14 protein-coding genes and 1 pseudogene are annotated in these 14,574 nt (G+C 71.9%); 9 read left to right on the plus strand and 6 right to left on the minus strand.

Annotated features, from left to right (window positions below):
* Nucleotides 1-215 precede the first annotated feature (215 nt).
* Nucleotides 216-1,268 (minus strand): sigma-70 family RNA polymerase sigma factor, encoded by a 1,053-nt coding sequence (locus AC156L_RS02895; protein WP_330874743.1) that lies wholly within the window; start codon nucleotides 1,266-1,268, stop codon nucleotides 216-218.
* A gap of 75 nt (nucleotides 1,269-1,343) precedes the next feature.
* On the opposite strand from AC156L_RS02895, the gene AC156L_RS02900 reads away from it, so the two are divergent.
* Nucleotides 1,344-2,165, plus strand: coding sequence for an alpha/beta fold hydrolase (locus AC156L_RS02900; protein ID WP_330874744.1), 822 nt, complete (start codon nucleotides 1,344-1,346; stop codon nucleotides 2,163-2,165).
* A gap of 11 nt (nucleotides 2,166-2,176) precedes the next feature.
* Nucleotides 2,177-2,953 (plus strand): annotated as a pseudogene (locus AC156L_RS02905) (AMP-binding protein); the annotation flags it as partial.
* On the opposite strand, the gene AC156L_RS02910 reads toward AC156L_RS02905, so the two are convergent.
* Together AC156L_RS02910 and AC156L_RS02915 are read right to left on the minus strand one after the other, a co-directional pair.
* Nucleotides 2,928-3,884 (minus strand): PLP-dependent cysteine synthase family protein, encoded by a 957-nt coding sequence (locus AC156L_RS02910; RefSeq protein WP_330874745.1) that lies wholly within the window; start codon nucleotides 3,882-3,884, stop codon nucleotides 2,928-2,930. The pseudogene AC156L_RS02905 and the gene AC156L_RS02910 overlap by 26 nt on opposite strands.
* A gap of 30 nt (nucleotides 3,885-3,914) precedes the next feature.
* On the minus strand, nucleotides 3,915-4,907 hold the full coding sequence (locus AC156L_RS02915) for a zinc-binding metallopeptidase family protein (RefSeq protein WP_330874746.1): 993 nt from the start codon (nucleotides 4,905-4,907) through the stop codon (nucleotides 3,915-3,917).
* A 264-nt stretch (nucleotides 4,908-5,171) separates the two neighbouring features.
* On the opposite strand from AC156L_RS02915, the gene AC156L_RS02920 reads away from it, so the two are divergent.
* From AC156L_RS02920 to yjfF, 5 genes are all read left to right on the plus strand, one after another.
* A complete protein-coding gene (locus AC156L_RS02920; protein WP_330874747.1) occupies nucleotides 5,172-5,324 on the plus strand; it encodes a hypothetical protein in 153 nt (50 codons plus the stop codon).
* Between the two features lie 607 nt (nucleotides 5,325-5,931).
* On the plus strand, nucleotides 5,932-6,930 hold the full coding sequence (locus AC156L_RS02925) for an ABC transporter substrate-binding protein (protein ID WP_414719823.1): 999 nt from the start codon (nucleotides 5,932-5,934) through the stop codon (nucleotides 6,928-6,930).
* 24 nt (nucleotides 6,931-6,954) lie between these two features.
* Entirely contained in the window at nucleotides 6,955-8,466 is a 1,512-nt protein-coding gene (locus tag AC156L_RS02930) for a sugar ABC transporter ATP-binding protein (RefSeq protein ID WP_330874749.1), read from the plus strand.
* Nucleotides 8,463-9,497 (plus strand): ABC transporter permease, encoded by a 1,035-nt coding sequence (locus AC156L_RS02935; RefSeq protein ID WP_330874750.1) that lies wholly within the window; start codon nucleotides 8,463-8,465, stop codon nucleotides 9,495-9,497. The genes AC156L_RS02930 and AC156L_RS02935 overlap by 4 nt, the downstream gene beginning before the upstream one ends.
* Entirely contained in the window at nucleotides 9,494-10,471 is a 978-nt protein-coding gene (gene yjfF / locus AC156L_RS02940; protein ID WP_330874751.1) for a galactofuranose ABC transporter, permease protein YjfF, read from the plus strand. Before AC156L_RS02935 ends, yjfF begins: the two co-directional genes overlap by 4 nt.
* A 146-nt stretch (nucleotides 10,472-10,617) precedes the next feature.
* Here yjfF and AC156L_RS02945 read toward each other — a convergent pair whose 3' ends face one another.
* Entirely contained in the window at nucleotides 10,618-11,079 is a 462-nt protein-coding gene (locus AC156L_RS02945; RefSeq protein WP_330874752.1) for a hypothetical protein, read from the minus strand.
* Nucleotides 11,080-11,093: 14 nt separating this feature from the next.
* On the opposite strand from AC156L_RS02945, the gene AC156L_RS02950 reads away from it, so the two are divergent.
* Together AC156L_RS02950 and AC156L_RS02955 are read left to right on the plus strand one after the other, a co-directional pair.
* Complete coding sequence (locus AC156L_RS02950; RefSeq protein WP_330874753.1) at nucleotides 11,094-11,657, plus strand: jacalin family lectin; 564 nt, start codon at nucleotides 11,094-11,096, stop codon at nucleotides 11,655-11,657.
* The gene (locus AC156L_RS02955) at nucleotides 11,593-11,757 is read left to right on the plus strand and encodes a jacalin-like lectin (protein WP_414719825.1); all 165 of its coding nucleotides are present in this window, start codon (nucleotides 11,593-11,595) and stop codon (nucleotides 11,755-11,757) included. Before AC156L_RS02950 ends, AC156L_RS02955 begins: the two co-directional genes overlap by 65 nt.
* 1 nt (nucleotide 11,758) lies before the next feature.
* On the opposite strand, the gene AC156L_RS02960 is transcribed toward AC156L_RS02955, so the two are convergent.
* Together AC156L_RS02960 and AC156L_RS02965 are read right to left on the minus strand one after the other, a co-directional pair.
* Nucleotides 11,759-13,084, minus strand: coding sequence for a glycoside hydrolase family 43 protein (locus AC156L_RS02960; RefSeq protein WP_330874754.1), 1,326 nt, complete (start codon nucleotides 13,082-13,084; stop codon nucleotides 11,759-11,761).
* 5 nt (nucleotides 13,085-13,089) lie between these two features.
* Nucleotides 13,090-14,535, minus strand: a complete 1,446-nt coding sequence (locus tag AC156L_RS02965) for a family 43 glycosylhydrolase (RefSeq protein WP_330874755.1) — start codon at nucleotides 14,533-14,535, stop codon at nucleotides 13,090-13,092.
* Nucleotides 14,536-14,574 lie beyond the last annotated feature (39 nt).

Consider the following 14,574-nt stretch of genomic DNA (forward strand, 5'->3'; position numbering starts at 1 on the left):
TGCGGGGTGGGGCTGTGTACAGCGCTGTCGACACGGCTGTATTCACTGCGGAACCTAGGAACCGGGTGTTTCCGGGACCGCGTCGTGCGGTGAACGTGAGGTTTCCCCGCGTTACCGAGTGGTCGCGGTGCGTGTAACAACGATCCGCCGCTCACCCGGTGGTCGGGTGAGCGGCGGATCGGACGGGTGACGGGCCGCCGGGCGGCTGGGCCGGGTCAGGTCACCGACGCGGGCAGGCCCAGGGCGGTGAAGTGCTCCAGGCCGATGAACGAGGTCACGTCGGCGATCCGGTCGTCGCGCAGGGTCAGCACGTTGACCGCCCACGCCCGGTGCGCGCCAGCCGCCTCGTTCCACAGGTAGCAGCCGACGGCGGGTTGACCGTTGGCGGTGGCCGGGAGGTGCTGCCACGAGCCGCACGACGTCAGCGGGACGGTGGTGGCGAAGTCCATGACGGCGTCGATGCCGCGGTACCAGTGCGGCATCGGGGGCATGGACCAGGTGACGTCCTCGGTGAGGAGTGCGACGAGGGCGTCCGCGTCGCCGCGCTCCAGCGCGGACGAGTACTCGGCGACGATGCCCTGGACGCGGGCGTCGTCCATCATGCGCAGCGTCAGCTGCTGGCTGCGGGCCGGGATCTTGCCGGACACCGTGGCGCGGGCCCGTTGCAGGGCGCTGTTGACCGAGGCGACGGTGGTGTCCATGGTCGCGGCGATCTCGGCGGGGGAGAAGCCGAGGACCTCGAACAGCAGCAGGGCGGCGCGCTGGTTGCCGGGCAGGTGGTGCAGCGCGGCGACGAAGGCCAGCTCGACCGCTTCGCGCTGCTCGTAGCGCGCCTCGGGAGCCGCTGGGCCGGTGGTGAGACCGGTGTCGGGGTACGGGCCGAGCCAGGCCACGTCGGTGAGCGGGGTCTGGCCGACCACGGCACGATCGCTGGATGGTCCCAGGTCGACGGGGAGCGCGCGCCTGCGGCGGCTCGCGACGGCGTCCAGGCAGGTGCGGGTCGCGACGGTGTACAGCCAGGAGCGGAGCGAGCTGCGGCCCTCGAAGCGGGCCAGGGCCTTCCACGCCCGGAGGAGGGCGTCCTGGAGGGCGTCGTCGGCGTCGTGGGTGGAGCCGAGCATCCGGTAGCAGTGGGCGTGCAGTTCGCGGCGCAGCGGCTCCAGGAGCCTGGTGAAGGCGGCGTTGTCGCCCGTCCTGGCCCTGGCCAGGTCGGGGTCCTCGGCCACGTCCGCGGCCGGTTCCACTGGTCCCGGCGAAAGTTCGCTCACGACCGATGATTCTGCCCCACGGTGTCGGTCACTTGTCTCCGAACACGCTGTGCACGCTCGGTACCAGGAGGAACGATGACCAAGCCGCTGACCGTCGACACCCTGCGCGTCCCCGACGCGCTGCTGCACCACGAGCTGCGGGGGAGCGGGCCGCTGGTCGTGCTCGTGGGTGCGCCGATGGACGCCCGGGCGTTCGAGGGGCTCGCGGACCTGCTCGCCGGGGATCACACGGTGCTGACCACGGATCCGCGCGGGATCAACCGGAGCCGGGTGGACGACCCGTCCGCGGATTCGACGCCGGAGATGCGGGCCGACGACCTGGCCCGGTTGATCGAGCACGTCGACGTCGGGCCCGCGGTGGTGTTCGGGTCCAGTGGTGGGGCGGTGAGCGCGCTGGCGCTGGCCGCCGCTCGGCCGGATCTGGTGCGGGTCGTCGTCGCGCACGAGCCGCCGTTGGTGGAGTTGCTGGAGGACCGGGAGGAGTTGGTGGCAGGTACTCGGGAGATCATCGCGATGCACGTGGGCGGGGATGCGGTGGGGGCGATGCGGAAGTTCCTGGCGCAGGCGAACATCGAGATGCCCGAGGAGGTCTTCCAGGTGGTGTTCGGTGGGGAGAGGGATGCTCAGCAGATCGCCGATGACCTGTTCCAGCACGAGCGCATGATGCTTCCCACGGTGCGGTGGGTGCCGGATGCGGAGCGGCTGCGGGGAGTGGCCGGGCGGGTCGTGGTGGGGATCGGGGAGGAGTCCGGTGGGCAGATCTGCGATCGGACTTCTCGGGCGTTGGGGGAGGTGCTGGGGGTGGTTCCGACGATGTTCCCCGGCGATCACATCGGGTTCGTCGAGGACCCGGCCGGGTTCGTGGTCCGGTTGCGGGAGGTTCTGGGTTCGTACTAGTGCTCCAGCCGCTGATCTACGCGCTGCTCGCCCACGAGCGGCTGGCCACGGCGGACCTCACGTCGCTGCGGTGCTTCTGGTACGGCGCCGCGCCGATGTCGCCGGAGCGGCTGGAGCGGGCGCTGACCGCGATCGGGCCGGTGATGGCGCAGCTCTTCGGCCAGTCCGAGGCGCCGATGATGGTCTCGTCGCTGCCGCCCGCCGAGCACTTCCACGCCGACGGAACGGTGGCGCGCGAGCGGCTCGCGTCGGCCGGGCGGCCGGGGCCGCTGGTCACCGTCGGGATCATGGATGACGGGGGTCGGCCGCTGGGGACCGGTGAGCGGGGCGAGATCGTCGTGCGCGGGTCGCTCGTGATGCGCGGCTACTACCGGAACCCCGAGGCCACGGCGGAGGCGTCGCGGTTCGGCTGGCACCACACCGGCGACATCGGCTACCTCGACGAGGAGGGCTACCTGTTCATCGTCGACCGGGCCGAGGACATGATCATCACGGGCGGGTACAACGTGTACTCGGCCGAGGTCGAGCAGGCGCTCATGGCCCACCCGGCCGTGCGGGACCGCGGGGTCGTCGGTCTGCCCGACGAGAAGTGGGGCGAGCGGGTCGTGGCCGTCGTGCAGGCCCAGCCGGACGCGACGGCCGACCCGGCCGAGCTGGTGGCGTTCGTCAAGGCGCGGATCGGGAGCGTGAAGGCGCCGAAGCAGGTGCACGTGTGGGCCGACCTGCTCCGCTCGACGGTGGGCAAGGTGCTCAAGACCGACATCAGGGCGCGTCTGCTGGCGGGCTGAACAGCGGGCCCGCGAGGTACTTCAGGCCGGTGTCGCACGCGACCGTCACGACGGTGCGGCCCGGCCCGAGGTCGCGGGCCACCCGGAGCGCGCCGAGCACGTTGAGCGCGCTGGACGTGCCCGCGAAGATGCCCTCCTCCCTGGCCAGCCGGAGGGCGAGCCCGCGCGCCTCGGGTTCGTCCAGGGCCAGCGCCTCGTCGTGGACACCCGGCGTCAGCAGGGGCGGGACCACGCCGGTCGCGGTGCCCTCGACCGTGTGCGGTCCGCCCCTGCCCTCGGTCAGCGCGGGCGACGACGCCGGTTCCAGCGCCACGACCCGCACCCCGCTCGCGGCCTCGCGCAACACCGACGCGACCCCGTGGAGCATCCCGCCGGTGCCGACGGCGGCGCAGAACGCGTCCACGGTCCCCGCCTGCTCCAGGATCTCGCGGCCCAGCACCGCGTACCCGGCCAGCGCGTCGGTGTTGCGGAACTGGTCCGTCCACAGCGCTCCCTCGCGCTCGACGATCCGGTCCACCTCCGCGCGCATCCGCACGAACAGGTCCGGCGTGATCCGGCCGCCCTCGCTGGGCACCACGGTCAGCTCGGCGCCGAACGCCCGCATCGTGCTCAGCTTCTCCGCCGAGAACGCGTCCGACGACACGAGCGACAGCGGGTAGCCCTTCACCGCGCACACGAACGCCAGCGACGAGCCCGTGCTGCCCCCGGTGAACTCCACCAGCCGCCGACCGCGCCGCCGCAGCTCCCCCCGCCGTTCGGCGGCCTCGACGATCGCCAGCGCCATCCGGTCCTTGTAGCTGCCGGTCGGGTTGCCGCCCTCCAGCTTGACCAGCACGCGCGCCGCGCCGTCCGGCACGACGTGCCGCAGTTCGACCAGGGGGGTGCCGCCGATGGCGGCCAGGGGTGAGGGGAGGACGCCGGGGAAGTTCATGGGTCTCCTGTCGGTCCGGGACAGCGCCTGTCAGCGGACCGTACCGGGTTCGGCGCGCCCGGCACCGGCGACGAGCGAGTCGACGAACCGCAGCTTCGCGAGCACGTCCGGGGCCAGCACGAACGGGTACAGGTCGTCCTTGCCCATGCTGCGGTTGAGCTGGTTCACCGCCCGCGACAGCGGCACCCACGTGTCGACCAGCTCGTCGAACCCGGCACCGTCCTCGGCGGGCTCGGCGTCGACCGGGGCGTCCGGGTGCGGCGCGATGGCGCGGCCCGCGACCAGCACGCCGTAGGCGCCCGCGGTCTGCACCGTGTCGCGGACGTGCAGCAGGTGCGCGAACGTCTCGGCCCAGTCCTCCCACGGGTGCGCCGCCGCGTAGGTGCTGACGTACGACCTGTTCCAGTCCGGGTCGGGATCGCCCGCGTAGTGCTCCCGCAACGCCTCCTGGTAGTCGGCGCGCTCGTCGCCGAACACCGCGCGGAACCCGTCGTGCCGACCGGCCCGCTCCACCAGCACCTCCCAGTACCAGTGGCCGACCTCGTGGCGGAAGTGCCCGAGCAGCGTCCGGTACGGCTCGGCGAGCCGCGCCCGCACCGCCTCGCGGTGGCTGTCCACGCCCTCGGCCAGGTCGATCGTGATCACCCCGCTCGCGTGGCCGGTGACCACGTGCTCGGCCTCGCTGGACAGCAGGTCGAACACGACCCCGTCGGTCGGCAGGCCGAGGTCGTCGAGCTGGTGCACCAGGCGGCGCTTCGCCGCCTCGGCCCGCGCGAACGCCTCCTCCGCGTCACCGTCGGCGGGGCGGGTCCTGGTCAGCGCGCAGCAGTCGCACAGCGGGCCCGCGTCGCCCGCGATCCAGTTGCAGCCCGCGATGGCGGCGTTGGCGCAGCGCCGCCGCCCGTCGAGCGCGACGAGCGCCCGGTCCGGACGCGAGTAGCCGACGGCCGTGCCGCAGGCCAGGCACGACGAGTTCTCGAAGAACAGCAGGTTCCCGCAGGCCGGGCAGGTGAACGAACGCATGGTGGTGCCCCTCGTGGTCTTCGGGAGTCCCGACCGGATACCCGTGGGCGCGTCCGGTCAACCCCCGCCGACGGCGAACTGCCGCGCGTCGCCGACGGCCGCCTGGCGGGCACTGGCTCGACTCCGCCGTCCACGTCCCGCTCGCGCGGCTCCGCGTGGTCGCGTGGGGATGGACGGGAAGTCGGGTGCGGGGCTGGGGCGAGCGAGAAGGTCGACGGCGCAGGCACGACGGTGCACGTCGACCCCGTGTCCGATGTGGACGGTATGAGGTCCGCCATCGCCCCCGACCGGCGGGCCGAGGGGCTGGTGCGGCGGGCGGCCGACCGCGCCGACGTCCACCCGGCGGACGGTCGGGTGGTCCGGGCGTCGGTCGAGGCGATCTCCACCCGGTACCCGGTGGGGCGCTCGGACTCGTGACGGTGCGCGCCCCGCCTCCACGGGAGGGGTACGCGACGGCAGCAGGGACGCGCGGGCCGGGAGGGACGCGCGGGCCGGGAGGGGCGCGCCCGAGGTGCCCCGGCCTCCCTGTGTCCTGCCCGCTCCACCCGGCCCGTCCCGCCCCACGCTCTCCAGGTGGAGGCACCGCTCGTCCTCCGCCGCCGGCACGGCAACCCTCCTGGGACAGGCCGCTGCCCCACGACGTTCCCTCCCCGTCGCGACCACCCGCCCGTGTCGCGTCGACCGTCGTCGCAGCTCAACGCCGTACCGAAGTCACCGTGGATCGTTATCGCCCTGAGGCTTGACCCCTAGTGTGTTATCGCTAACACTTGCTCCCACTCGTCACGCTGGGGTGACGGCCTGACGCCGTGGTCGGCGAGGGGGGAGTCAGCAGTGGTCGGCAGTGGGCGATCCGGACTTTTCCGGCGTTGGGCCGTAGCGGGCGGGGCGGGCGTGACCGGGGCGGGACCGCGTGACCCCGTGAGAGTCGGTTCCGGTTGGCCGTCCGGGGTGTGCGGCCGGGGAGCGGGATAGATCTCGAACACCCTGCCCCGACGCGGGCGACCGATGATGTTAACGCTAACAAATGATCAACGTCGATCGAGGAGTGACCGTGTTCGGAAAGAAGTGGGCCGCACTGGCGGTCGGTGTCCTGGGCGTGACGCTGCTGACCGGATGCGGCGGCGCGGCGGACAGCGGGGGAGGCGGGGCGATCACCCTCGGCTTCTCGCAGGTGGGCGCGGAGAGCGGGTGGCGGACCGCGAACACCAAGTCCATCCAGGAGTCGGCCAAGTCGGCCGGGATCGAGCTGAAGTTCTCCGACGCGCAGCAGAAGCAGGAGAACCAGATCACCGCGATCCGGTCGTTCATCCAGCAGAAGGTGAAGGTCATCGCGTTCTCGCCGGTGGTCCAGTCCGGCTGGGACACGGTGCTGAAGGAGGCGAAGGCCGCGAACATCCCGGTGATCCTCACCGACCGCTCGGTGGACTCCGCGGACAAGACGCTCTACAAGACGTTCCTCGGCTCGGACTTCGTGGTGGAGGGCAAGAAGGCGGGGGAGTGGCTCGTCAAGGAGTCCGCCTCGGCCACCGGTGACGTGAACGTGGTGGAACTCCAGGGCAGCACGGGGTCGGCGCCCGCCAACGACCGCAAGAAGGGCTTCGCCGACGCCATCGCGGGCACGGCGAAGATCAAGGTCGTCGCCTCGCAGACCGGTGAGTTCACCCGCGCCAAGGGCAAGGAGGTCATGGAGGCCTTCCTGAAGTCCCAGGGCAAGATCGACGTGCTCTACGCGCACAACGACGACATGGCGCTCGGCGCGATCGAGGCCATCGAGGCCGCGGGCAAGAAGCCGGGCACCGACATCAAGATCGTGTCGGTCGACGCGGTCAGGGACGGCATGCAGGCCCTCGCCGACGGCAAGATCAACTACATCGTCGAGTGCAACCCGCTGCTCGGACCGCAGCTCATGGACCTGGTCAAGAAGGTCGCCGCGGGCGAGGAGGTCCCGGCGCGCATCGAGACGCAGGAGACCGAGTTCGACCAGGCGAAGGCCAAGGAAGCCCTGCCGCAGCGCCAGTACTGATCCGAGTCGAGGACGGCCAGTGTGATGACGGACCCCCGAGCGATCCTGGAGATGACCGGCATCCGGAAGGAGTTCCCCGGCGTCGTCGCCCTCGACGGCGTGGACTTCCGGATGTTCCCCGGCGAGGTGCACGCCCTGATGGGCGAGAACGGCGCCGGGAAGTCCACGCTCATCAAGACGTTGACCGGTGTGCACGGGATCGACGCGGGCACGATCGTGCTGGGCGGCGAGCCGGTGGCGTTCGCCGGGCCGTCGCAGGCGCAGCGGGCGGGCGTCAGCACGGTCTACCAGGAGGTGAACCTGCTGCCGAACCTCTCGGTGGCGGAGAACATCTTCATCGGCCGCGAGCCGCGCCGCTTCGGCCGCATCGACTGGAAGGCCACGAGACGTCGGGCGGAGGTCCTGCTGGAAGGGCTGGACCTCCACCTCGACGTCTCGGCGGAACTGGGCACGCAGTCGATCGCCGTGCGGCAGATGGTGGCGATAGCGCGGGCGCTCGACGTGTCCGCGCGGGTGCTCGTGCTCGACGAGCCGACGTCCAGCCTCGACGCGGGCGAGGTCGAGCGGCTGCTCAAGGTCGTGCGGACCCTGCGCGACGAGGGGATGGCCGTCCTGTTCGTCTCGCACTTCATCGACCAGGTGTTCGCGGTGGCCGACCGGATGACCGTGCTGCGCAACGGGAAGCTGGTCGGCGAGTACCGCACCGAGGACATCACCCCGGTCGACCTCGTCACGAAGATGATCGGCAAGGAGCTGGAGGCGCTGGAGGACATCGAGGAGGCCACCCACCGCCACTCCGGCGGCGAGGTGTTCCTCCAGGCCGACGGGCTGACCCGCAAGGGCGCCATCGCGCCGTTCTCGCTGGAGATCCGGTCGGGCGAGGTCGTCGGCCTGGCCGGGCTGCTCGGCTCCGGCCGCACGGAGCTGGCCCGGCTGCTGTTCGGCGCCGACCACGCGGACGGCGGCACGCTGCGCGTCGACGGGAAGCCGGTGTCGATGCGGACGCCTCGCAACGGCATGGAGCACCGGGTCGCGTACTGCTCGGAGGACCGCAAGACCGAGGGCCTGGTGGAGGAGCTGACCGTGCGCGAGAACATCGTGCTGGCCCTCCAGGCCGCCCGCGGCTGGACCCGGCCGCTGTCGCGCCGCAGGCAGGACGAGCTGGCCGCCCGCTACATCGACGCGCTGGACATCCGGCCCGCCGCCCCGGAGGCGCTGGTGCGCGACCTCAGCGGCGGCAACCAGCAGAAGGTGCTGCTCGCCAGGTGGCTCATCACCGAGCCGAGGCTGCTGATCCTGGACGAGCCGACCCGCGGCATCGACATCGGCGCCAAGACGGAGATCCAGCGGCTCGTCGCGACGCTGTCCGACGACGGCGTGGCCGTGCTGTTCATCTCCGCCGAACTGGAGGAGGTGCTCCGCCTGAGCCACCGCGTGGTCGTGCTGAGGGACCGGGAGGTGGTGGCGCAGCGGGACAACGAGGCGCTCACCGCCGACGAGATCATGGCGGTCATCGCCGAGGGGAGCCCGGCGTGACCAAGCACCGGTTGTTCTGGCCCGTGGCCGCGCTGCTCGCGCTGCTGCTGGTCGACCTCGTCGCGAAGCCGTCGTTCTTCAAGATCGAGCTGCGCGACGGGCACCTGTACGGGAGCCTGATAGACATCCTGCGGCTCGGGGCCCCGCTGATCCTGGTCGGGATCGGCATGACCCTGGTGGTCGCCACCCGCGGCATCGACCTGTCGGTGGGGTCGGTGGTCGCGATCAGCGGCGCGCTGGCCTGCCTGCACCTGAGCGGGCTGCCCGACCAGGACGCCGTCGGCGGGACCGTCGCCGCCATCGGGATGGCGCTCGGCCTGTGCCTGGCGCTGGGGGCGTGGAACGGGTTCCTGGTGTCGGTGCTGGGCATCCAGCCGATCATCGCCACGCTGATCCTGATGGTCGCGGGGCGCGGGATCGCGCAGCTCATCACGGACGGGCAGATCATCACGATCACGTCGGCCCCGTTCCGGGCGCTCGGGAGCGGCTACCTGTTCCTGCTGCCCGTCTCGATCCTCATCGCCATGGCGGTGTTCGTGCTCAGCACGCTGCTGGTGCGCAAGTCCGCGCTGGGGCTGCTGCTGGAGGCGGTGGGCGGCAACCCCGAGGCCGGCAGGCTGTCCGGCCTCCGGTCCGGGCGGCTGACCTGGCTGGTCTACGTGTTCGCAGGCCTGTGCGCGGGGGTCGCCGGGCTGATGATCGCCGCCAACACCCCCGGTGCCGACGCCAACCACGCGGGGCTGTGGATCGAGCTGGACGCGATCCTCGCGCTCACGATCGGCGGGACGAAGCTGACCGGTGGCCGGTTCTCGCTGGGCGGCACGGTGATCGGTGCGCTGCTGATCCAGACGCTGACCACGACCGTGTACACCCTCGGCATCCCCGACACGGCGACGCTGCTGGTCAAGGCGCTGGTCGTGCTCCTGGTGTGCCTGGTGCAGTCGCCCGTCTTCCGGGCGAGGGTGCGCAGGCGCCGTCGTCCTCCGGTGTCGCCCGCCGAACCCGCCCGCGCCGTGGAGGTGTCCGCATGACCGCGCTCGACCGTGTGACCGGTTACCGACCGCAGCAGCGGCACCTGCCCATGCTGGCGACCCTGTCGCTGCTCGTGGGCGCCTACGTGTACGGCGCGTCGCAGTACACGGCGTTCGGGTCGGGGCAGGTCGTGTTCAACCTGTTCATCAACTACTCGTGGCTGCTGGTGGTCGCCGTCGGGATGACGTTCGTGATCCTGACCGGCGGGATCGACCTGTCCGTGGGGTCCGTCGTGGCGCTGTCCACGGTGCTCTCGGCGGAACTGCTGGGCGAACGCGGCTGGCCCGCGCCCGTCGTGATCGTGGTGGTGCTCGCGGTCGGTCTGCTGCTGGGCACCGGCATGGGCGCGCTGATCCACTACTTCGAGATCCAGCCGTTCATCGCCACGCTCGTGGGGCTGTTCTTCGCCCGCGGCCTGTGCCTGACGATCAGCACCGAGGCCCCGTCCATCGACAACGCGTTCTTCACGACGGTGGCGCAGACCCAGGTCCCGCTGCCGGGCGACTCGCACGTGTCGATCAGCGTGCTGATCGCGCTGGCGGTCGTGGGCCTGGCCGCCTACCTGCTGCACCACACCCGGTTCGGGCGGACCGTGTACGCGGTCGGCGGGAGCGAGTCCTCGGCCGTGCTCATGGGGCTGAAGGTGGCGCGGACGAAGGTGTCCGTGTACGCCCTGAGCGGGTTCTGCTCGGCGCTCGGCGGGCTGCTGCTGGTGTTCTACAAGCTGTCCGGCGACCCGCTGAGCGCCATCGGGACCGAGCTGGACGCCATCGCGGCCGTCGTCATCGGCGGGACGATCCTGTCCGGCGGCTCCGGGTACGTGCTCGGGACCGTGCTGGGCGTGCTGGTGCTCGGCATGATCCAGACGCTCATCGACTTCGACGGCACCCTCAGCTCGTGGTGGACGAAGATCGTGATCGGCGGCCTGCTGTTCGCGTTCATCGTCCTCCAGCGCGTGATCGCACGACGGTGATCCCGGACGGAAGAGGAGGACGGGGCCACGCGCCCGCACCGGAGGACCGGCGTCCCGCTCCTCGTCGCGGCCACCGCCCCGGCGCTGCTGCCGGGGCCCGCCGCCGTCGCGGAACCACCGACGTCGGGCTGGTCCTCACTGCTGACCTACAACGTCGCCGGCCTGCCGGAGGGCCTGTCCTCCGGCCACCCGGCGGTCAACACCCCGCTGATCAGCCCGAGGCTCGGCGCGTACGACGTGGTCGACGTGCAGGAGGACTTCAACCACCACGCGGCCCTGTACGCGGGTGACCGGCACCCGCACCGCACGGCGACCAGCGGGGGAGCGGGCTTCGGCGACGGGCTCAACACGCTCTCGAACTTCCCCGTCGGCGACGCCGCGCGCCACCGCTGGGACACCTGCGACGGCACGGACTGCCTGACCCCCGAGGGGTTCACGTCCGCGCGGGTCCGCCTCGCCGAGGGCGTGACCGTCGACCTCTGCAACGCCCACCCCAACGCGGGCACCGCACCGGCCGACCTCGCGGCGCGGCGGGCCAACACCACCCAGCTCTCCCGGTTCGTCGCGGCGAACTCGGCGGGCAACGCCGTGGTGGTCGCGGGCGACACCAGCACCCGCCTGGGTGCGGAACGTCCGCGGCGGCACGCCACCCGCGGCGGGCGCTCCCGCCCTGCTGTGCGACCCGGACGCCGTCACGGACGACTGCGAGGTCGTCGACGAGGTCCTCTACCGCGGCAACGCGCTCGTCCAGCTCGACGCCGTGCGCTACCACAACGACAACGCGGTGTTCCTCGACGCGAAGGGCGTCCCGCTGTCCGACCACCACCCGCACACCGTCGACCTCCGGTGGCGGCTCGCGGACGGGCTCCGGGTGAGCGAGGAGTTCGGCGGGCCCCACGGCACGCCGTTCACCGACCTGCCCGCGGTGGCGGGCGGCGCCGAACCCCGCACGGTGGTCCTGCGCGGCGGCAGCAGGCTCGACGCCGTCGGCCTCGACTTCGCCGACGGACGCCCGGTGCGCCACGGCGGGACCGGCGGCACCGGGTCGGTGGTGCGCCTCGCCGACGGGGAACGCCTGGTGGGTCACGCTGACCAGGGGCGAGCACCGGAACCGCACGCGGGTGTTCTCGGCCCGGCTGGTCACCGACCGGGGCACGGTCATCAGCGCGGGCACGCCGACGGGTGACGCGGTGACGTACACCGCGCCACCCGGCTGGCGGGTCGTCGGGTTCACCGGCCGGGCCGGTGACGAGGTCGACCGGCTCGGGGTCGTGTTCGCCCCCTGAGTCAGGCCAGCGGCGCCGCCAGGACGAACGTGGCGTCGGCCTTCGTCGTGCCGGAGGACTGGTACGGGTCGACGCGGATCGCGTAGTCCTGGTGGCGCAGGTAGCGGCCGGGGAGGTTGAACGACTCGAACGACGCGCCCGTCCCGGTCAGCCCCGGTCTGGCGCAGAACGTGGCGTCGCCGCGGAAGACCGCCGTGCCGTCGTTCGCGTCGAGCCGGACCCGGAAGTCCCAGTGCCGCAGGTAGCGGCCGGTCGGGTTGATCGACTCGAACGAGTAGCAGGACGGGTTGGCCAGACCGGCGCGGACGGTGAACGTGGCGTCCTGCCTGGTCGCGAGCGGGCTGGAGGCGCCGACCTGGTCGAGGTGGCCGAGCAGGTCCCGGTGCCGGACGTGCCGGTCGGGGAAGTTGGTCGAGCGCAGGGAGACCTTCGCGCCGACGGTGGGGGCGGGGGCCGAGCCCGCCGGTTCGCGCAGCACCGTGAGGTGCCGGACGAAGCCCGAGAGGCCACCGGGCAGGTCGGCCTTCGGCGTCCAGGTGCCGAAGCCGTCGTGGCTGTCGGTGTAGTAGTAGTGGCCCGAGGTGTAGGCGTCGAAGTAGAGGCGCCAGCCGCCGTTGTCCAGCCGCACCAGGGCCGGACCCTCCAGCGAGGAGCCCCAGCCCGCCCAGTTCCCGGTGCCCCGGAAGGTGTACGGGCCGGTGAGGCTGCCCGCCGTGGCGTACTCGATGTACTTGGTCGTCTCGTTCTTCACCATCGCGTGGTAGGTCGAGCCGATCTTCACCACGAACGTGTCGATGTGGTTGGGGCCGAGTCCGCTCAGCGGGACCGGGGTGCTCCACGTCGACAGCGCGGGGTCCAGCGCGCGCAGCTCGTGCGGGCGGAACGACGCGCCGCCGTCGACGGACAGCGACACGACCACGTGGACGCTGCCGTCGGAGTCGGTGAACCACTCCGGCGCCCAGGTGCGGGTGAGGTTCGCGGTCGGCAGGGTGACGGTGCGCAGGAACGTCCAGTCCACCAGGTTGTCGCTGCGGGCGAAGCCGATGGTGTTGCCGGTCCAGCCGGTGGTGTAGGTCAGGTAGTAGCGGCCGTCGGTGTGCCGCATGACGCTGGGGTCGCGGATGAGGCCCGTCGGCGGCGTGTAGGCCGGGCCCTTGGCCAGCTCGAAGTTCACCGCGTCCGAGGAGCGGTAGACGTACATGTTGGACTCGCTGCTGTTGGTGAACGCGGTCATCGTGTACCGCGACGCCTCGGTCGCGAGCGGGGCGACCGGTTCCGCCACGGCGGGCGCGCCGCCCACCAGGACCAGTGCGAGCGCCGCCGCCACGGCCCTCACTGGAGGACCCAGGTGGCGTCGGCCCGGCCCACGGCGTCGGACACCGGTTGCAGCAGCACGTCGACGCCGGTGTGCCGGACGTACCGGCCGGGGGCGTTGGTCGACTCGAACGACACCGCCGACCCGTCCGCCAGTCCCGCCCGCTGCTGGAAGCTCGCGTCACCGCGGAAGGTGGCCGTGCCGTCGTTCTTCTCCACGTGCAGCACGTGGTTCCGGTGCCGCAGGTAGTAGCCGGGGAAGTTGGTCGACTCCAGCGACACCGAGCCGCCGCCCGCGAGGCCGGTGACGACGCGGAACTGCGAGTCGGCCAGGTTGGTCACGTTGGCCTCGACGCGGGCCTTGAACTCCCAGTGCCGTACGTACCGGTCGGGGTAGTTGTAGGACTGGAGCCGGACCGGGGTCGGGCCGTCGGCGACCGGGATGCCGAAGTTCGGCGTGCCGTCGGCGTTCCAGTACAGCTTCTGCACGCGGGTGCGGCGGTTCGGGTCGTACAGCGGGTCTCCGACGATGTCCCGGTAGGACCGGTCGTGGTAGACCAGGACGTCGTTGCGGCCGTCCTCCGACGTGGTGAACGAGTTGTGGCCCGGCCCGTACTGGCTGGTGGCCGCGTTGCTGGTGAACACGGGGTCGGGGCTCTTCACCCAGGACGCGGGGTCGAGCAGGTTGCTCGACGCCGAGGCCGTGAGCAGGCCGAGGCAGTAGTTCGCGTCGGTGGCGCTGGCGGAGAACGTCAGGAAGATCCGCCCGTTGCGCTGGATCACGGCCGGGCCCTCGTTGACCTTGAACCCGCGCGTCTCCCAGTCCCGCGTCGGCACGGCGATCCGCACCGGCGTCCCGCTGATGGCCTTGGGACCGGCCATCCTCGCGATGTAGAGGTTCGAGTTGGTGGCGATGCCCGGCTCCGACTGGGCCCAGGCCAGGTAGCGGACGCCGCCCGCCTCGAACGTCGTGGCGTCCAGGGCGAAGGTGTCCCACGCCGTGGTGATCCGCGTCGGGGCCGACCAGGTGCCGGTCAGCGGGTTGGCCGACGACGACTCCATGACGTACATGCGGATGCGGAACGGCTCGTCGGCGCGTCCGGCGGCGAAGTAGGCGTACCACTTGCCGCCGATGGAGTGGAGTTCCGGCGCCCAGACGTTGGCGCTCAGCTCACCGCTGGAGTTCTTGCGCCAGATCACCGTCTCCGGCGCGGTCGTGAGCCCCTGGAGGGTGGTCGCCCGGCGCAGGACGACCCGGTCGTACTCCGGGACGGACGCGGTGAAGTAGTAGTAGCCGTCGGTGTGCCGCGAGATGTGCGCGTCGGCCCGCTTCTCGACGAGCGGGTTCGTGTAGCGCGCGGGCGACGCGGTGGCGGCGGACGGGGTCAGCGACAGGGTGAGTGCGGCGACGGCGAGCGTGGTGGCCAGCCGTCGCAGGATCGGCCTTCGTGGTGTGGGGAGCAAGGTGCCCCTTCCCGAGGAGTCCGCAGGGCGACCACGTCA

The sequence above is a fragment of the Umezawaea sp. genome, assembly GCF_057122925.1.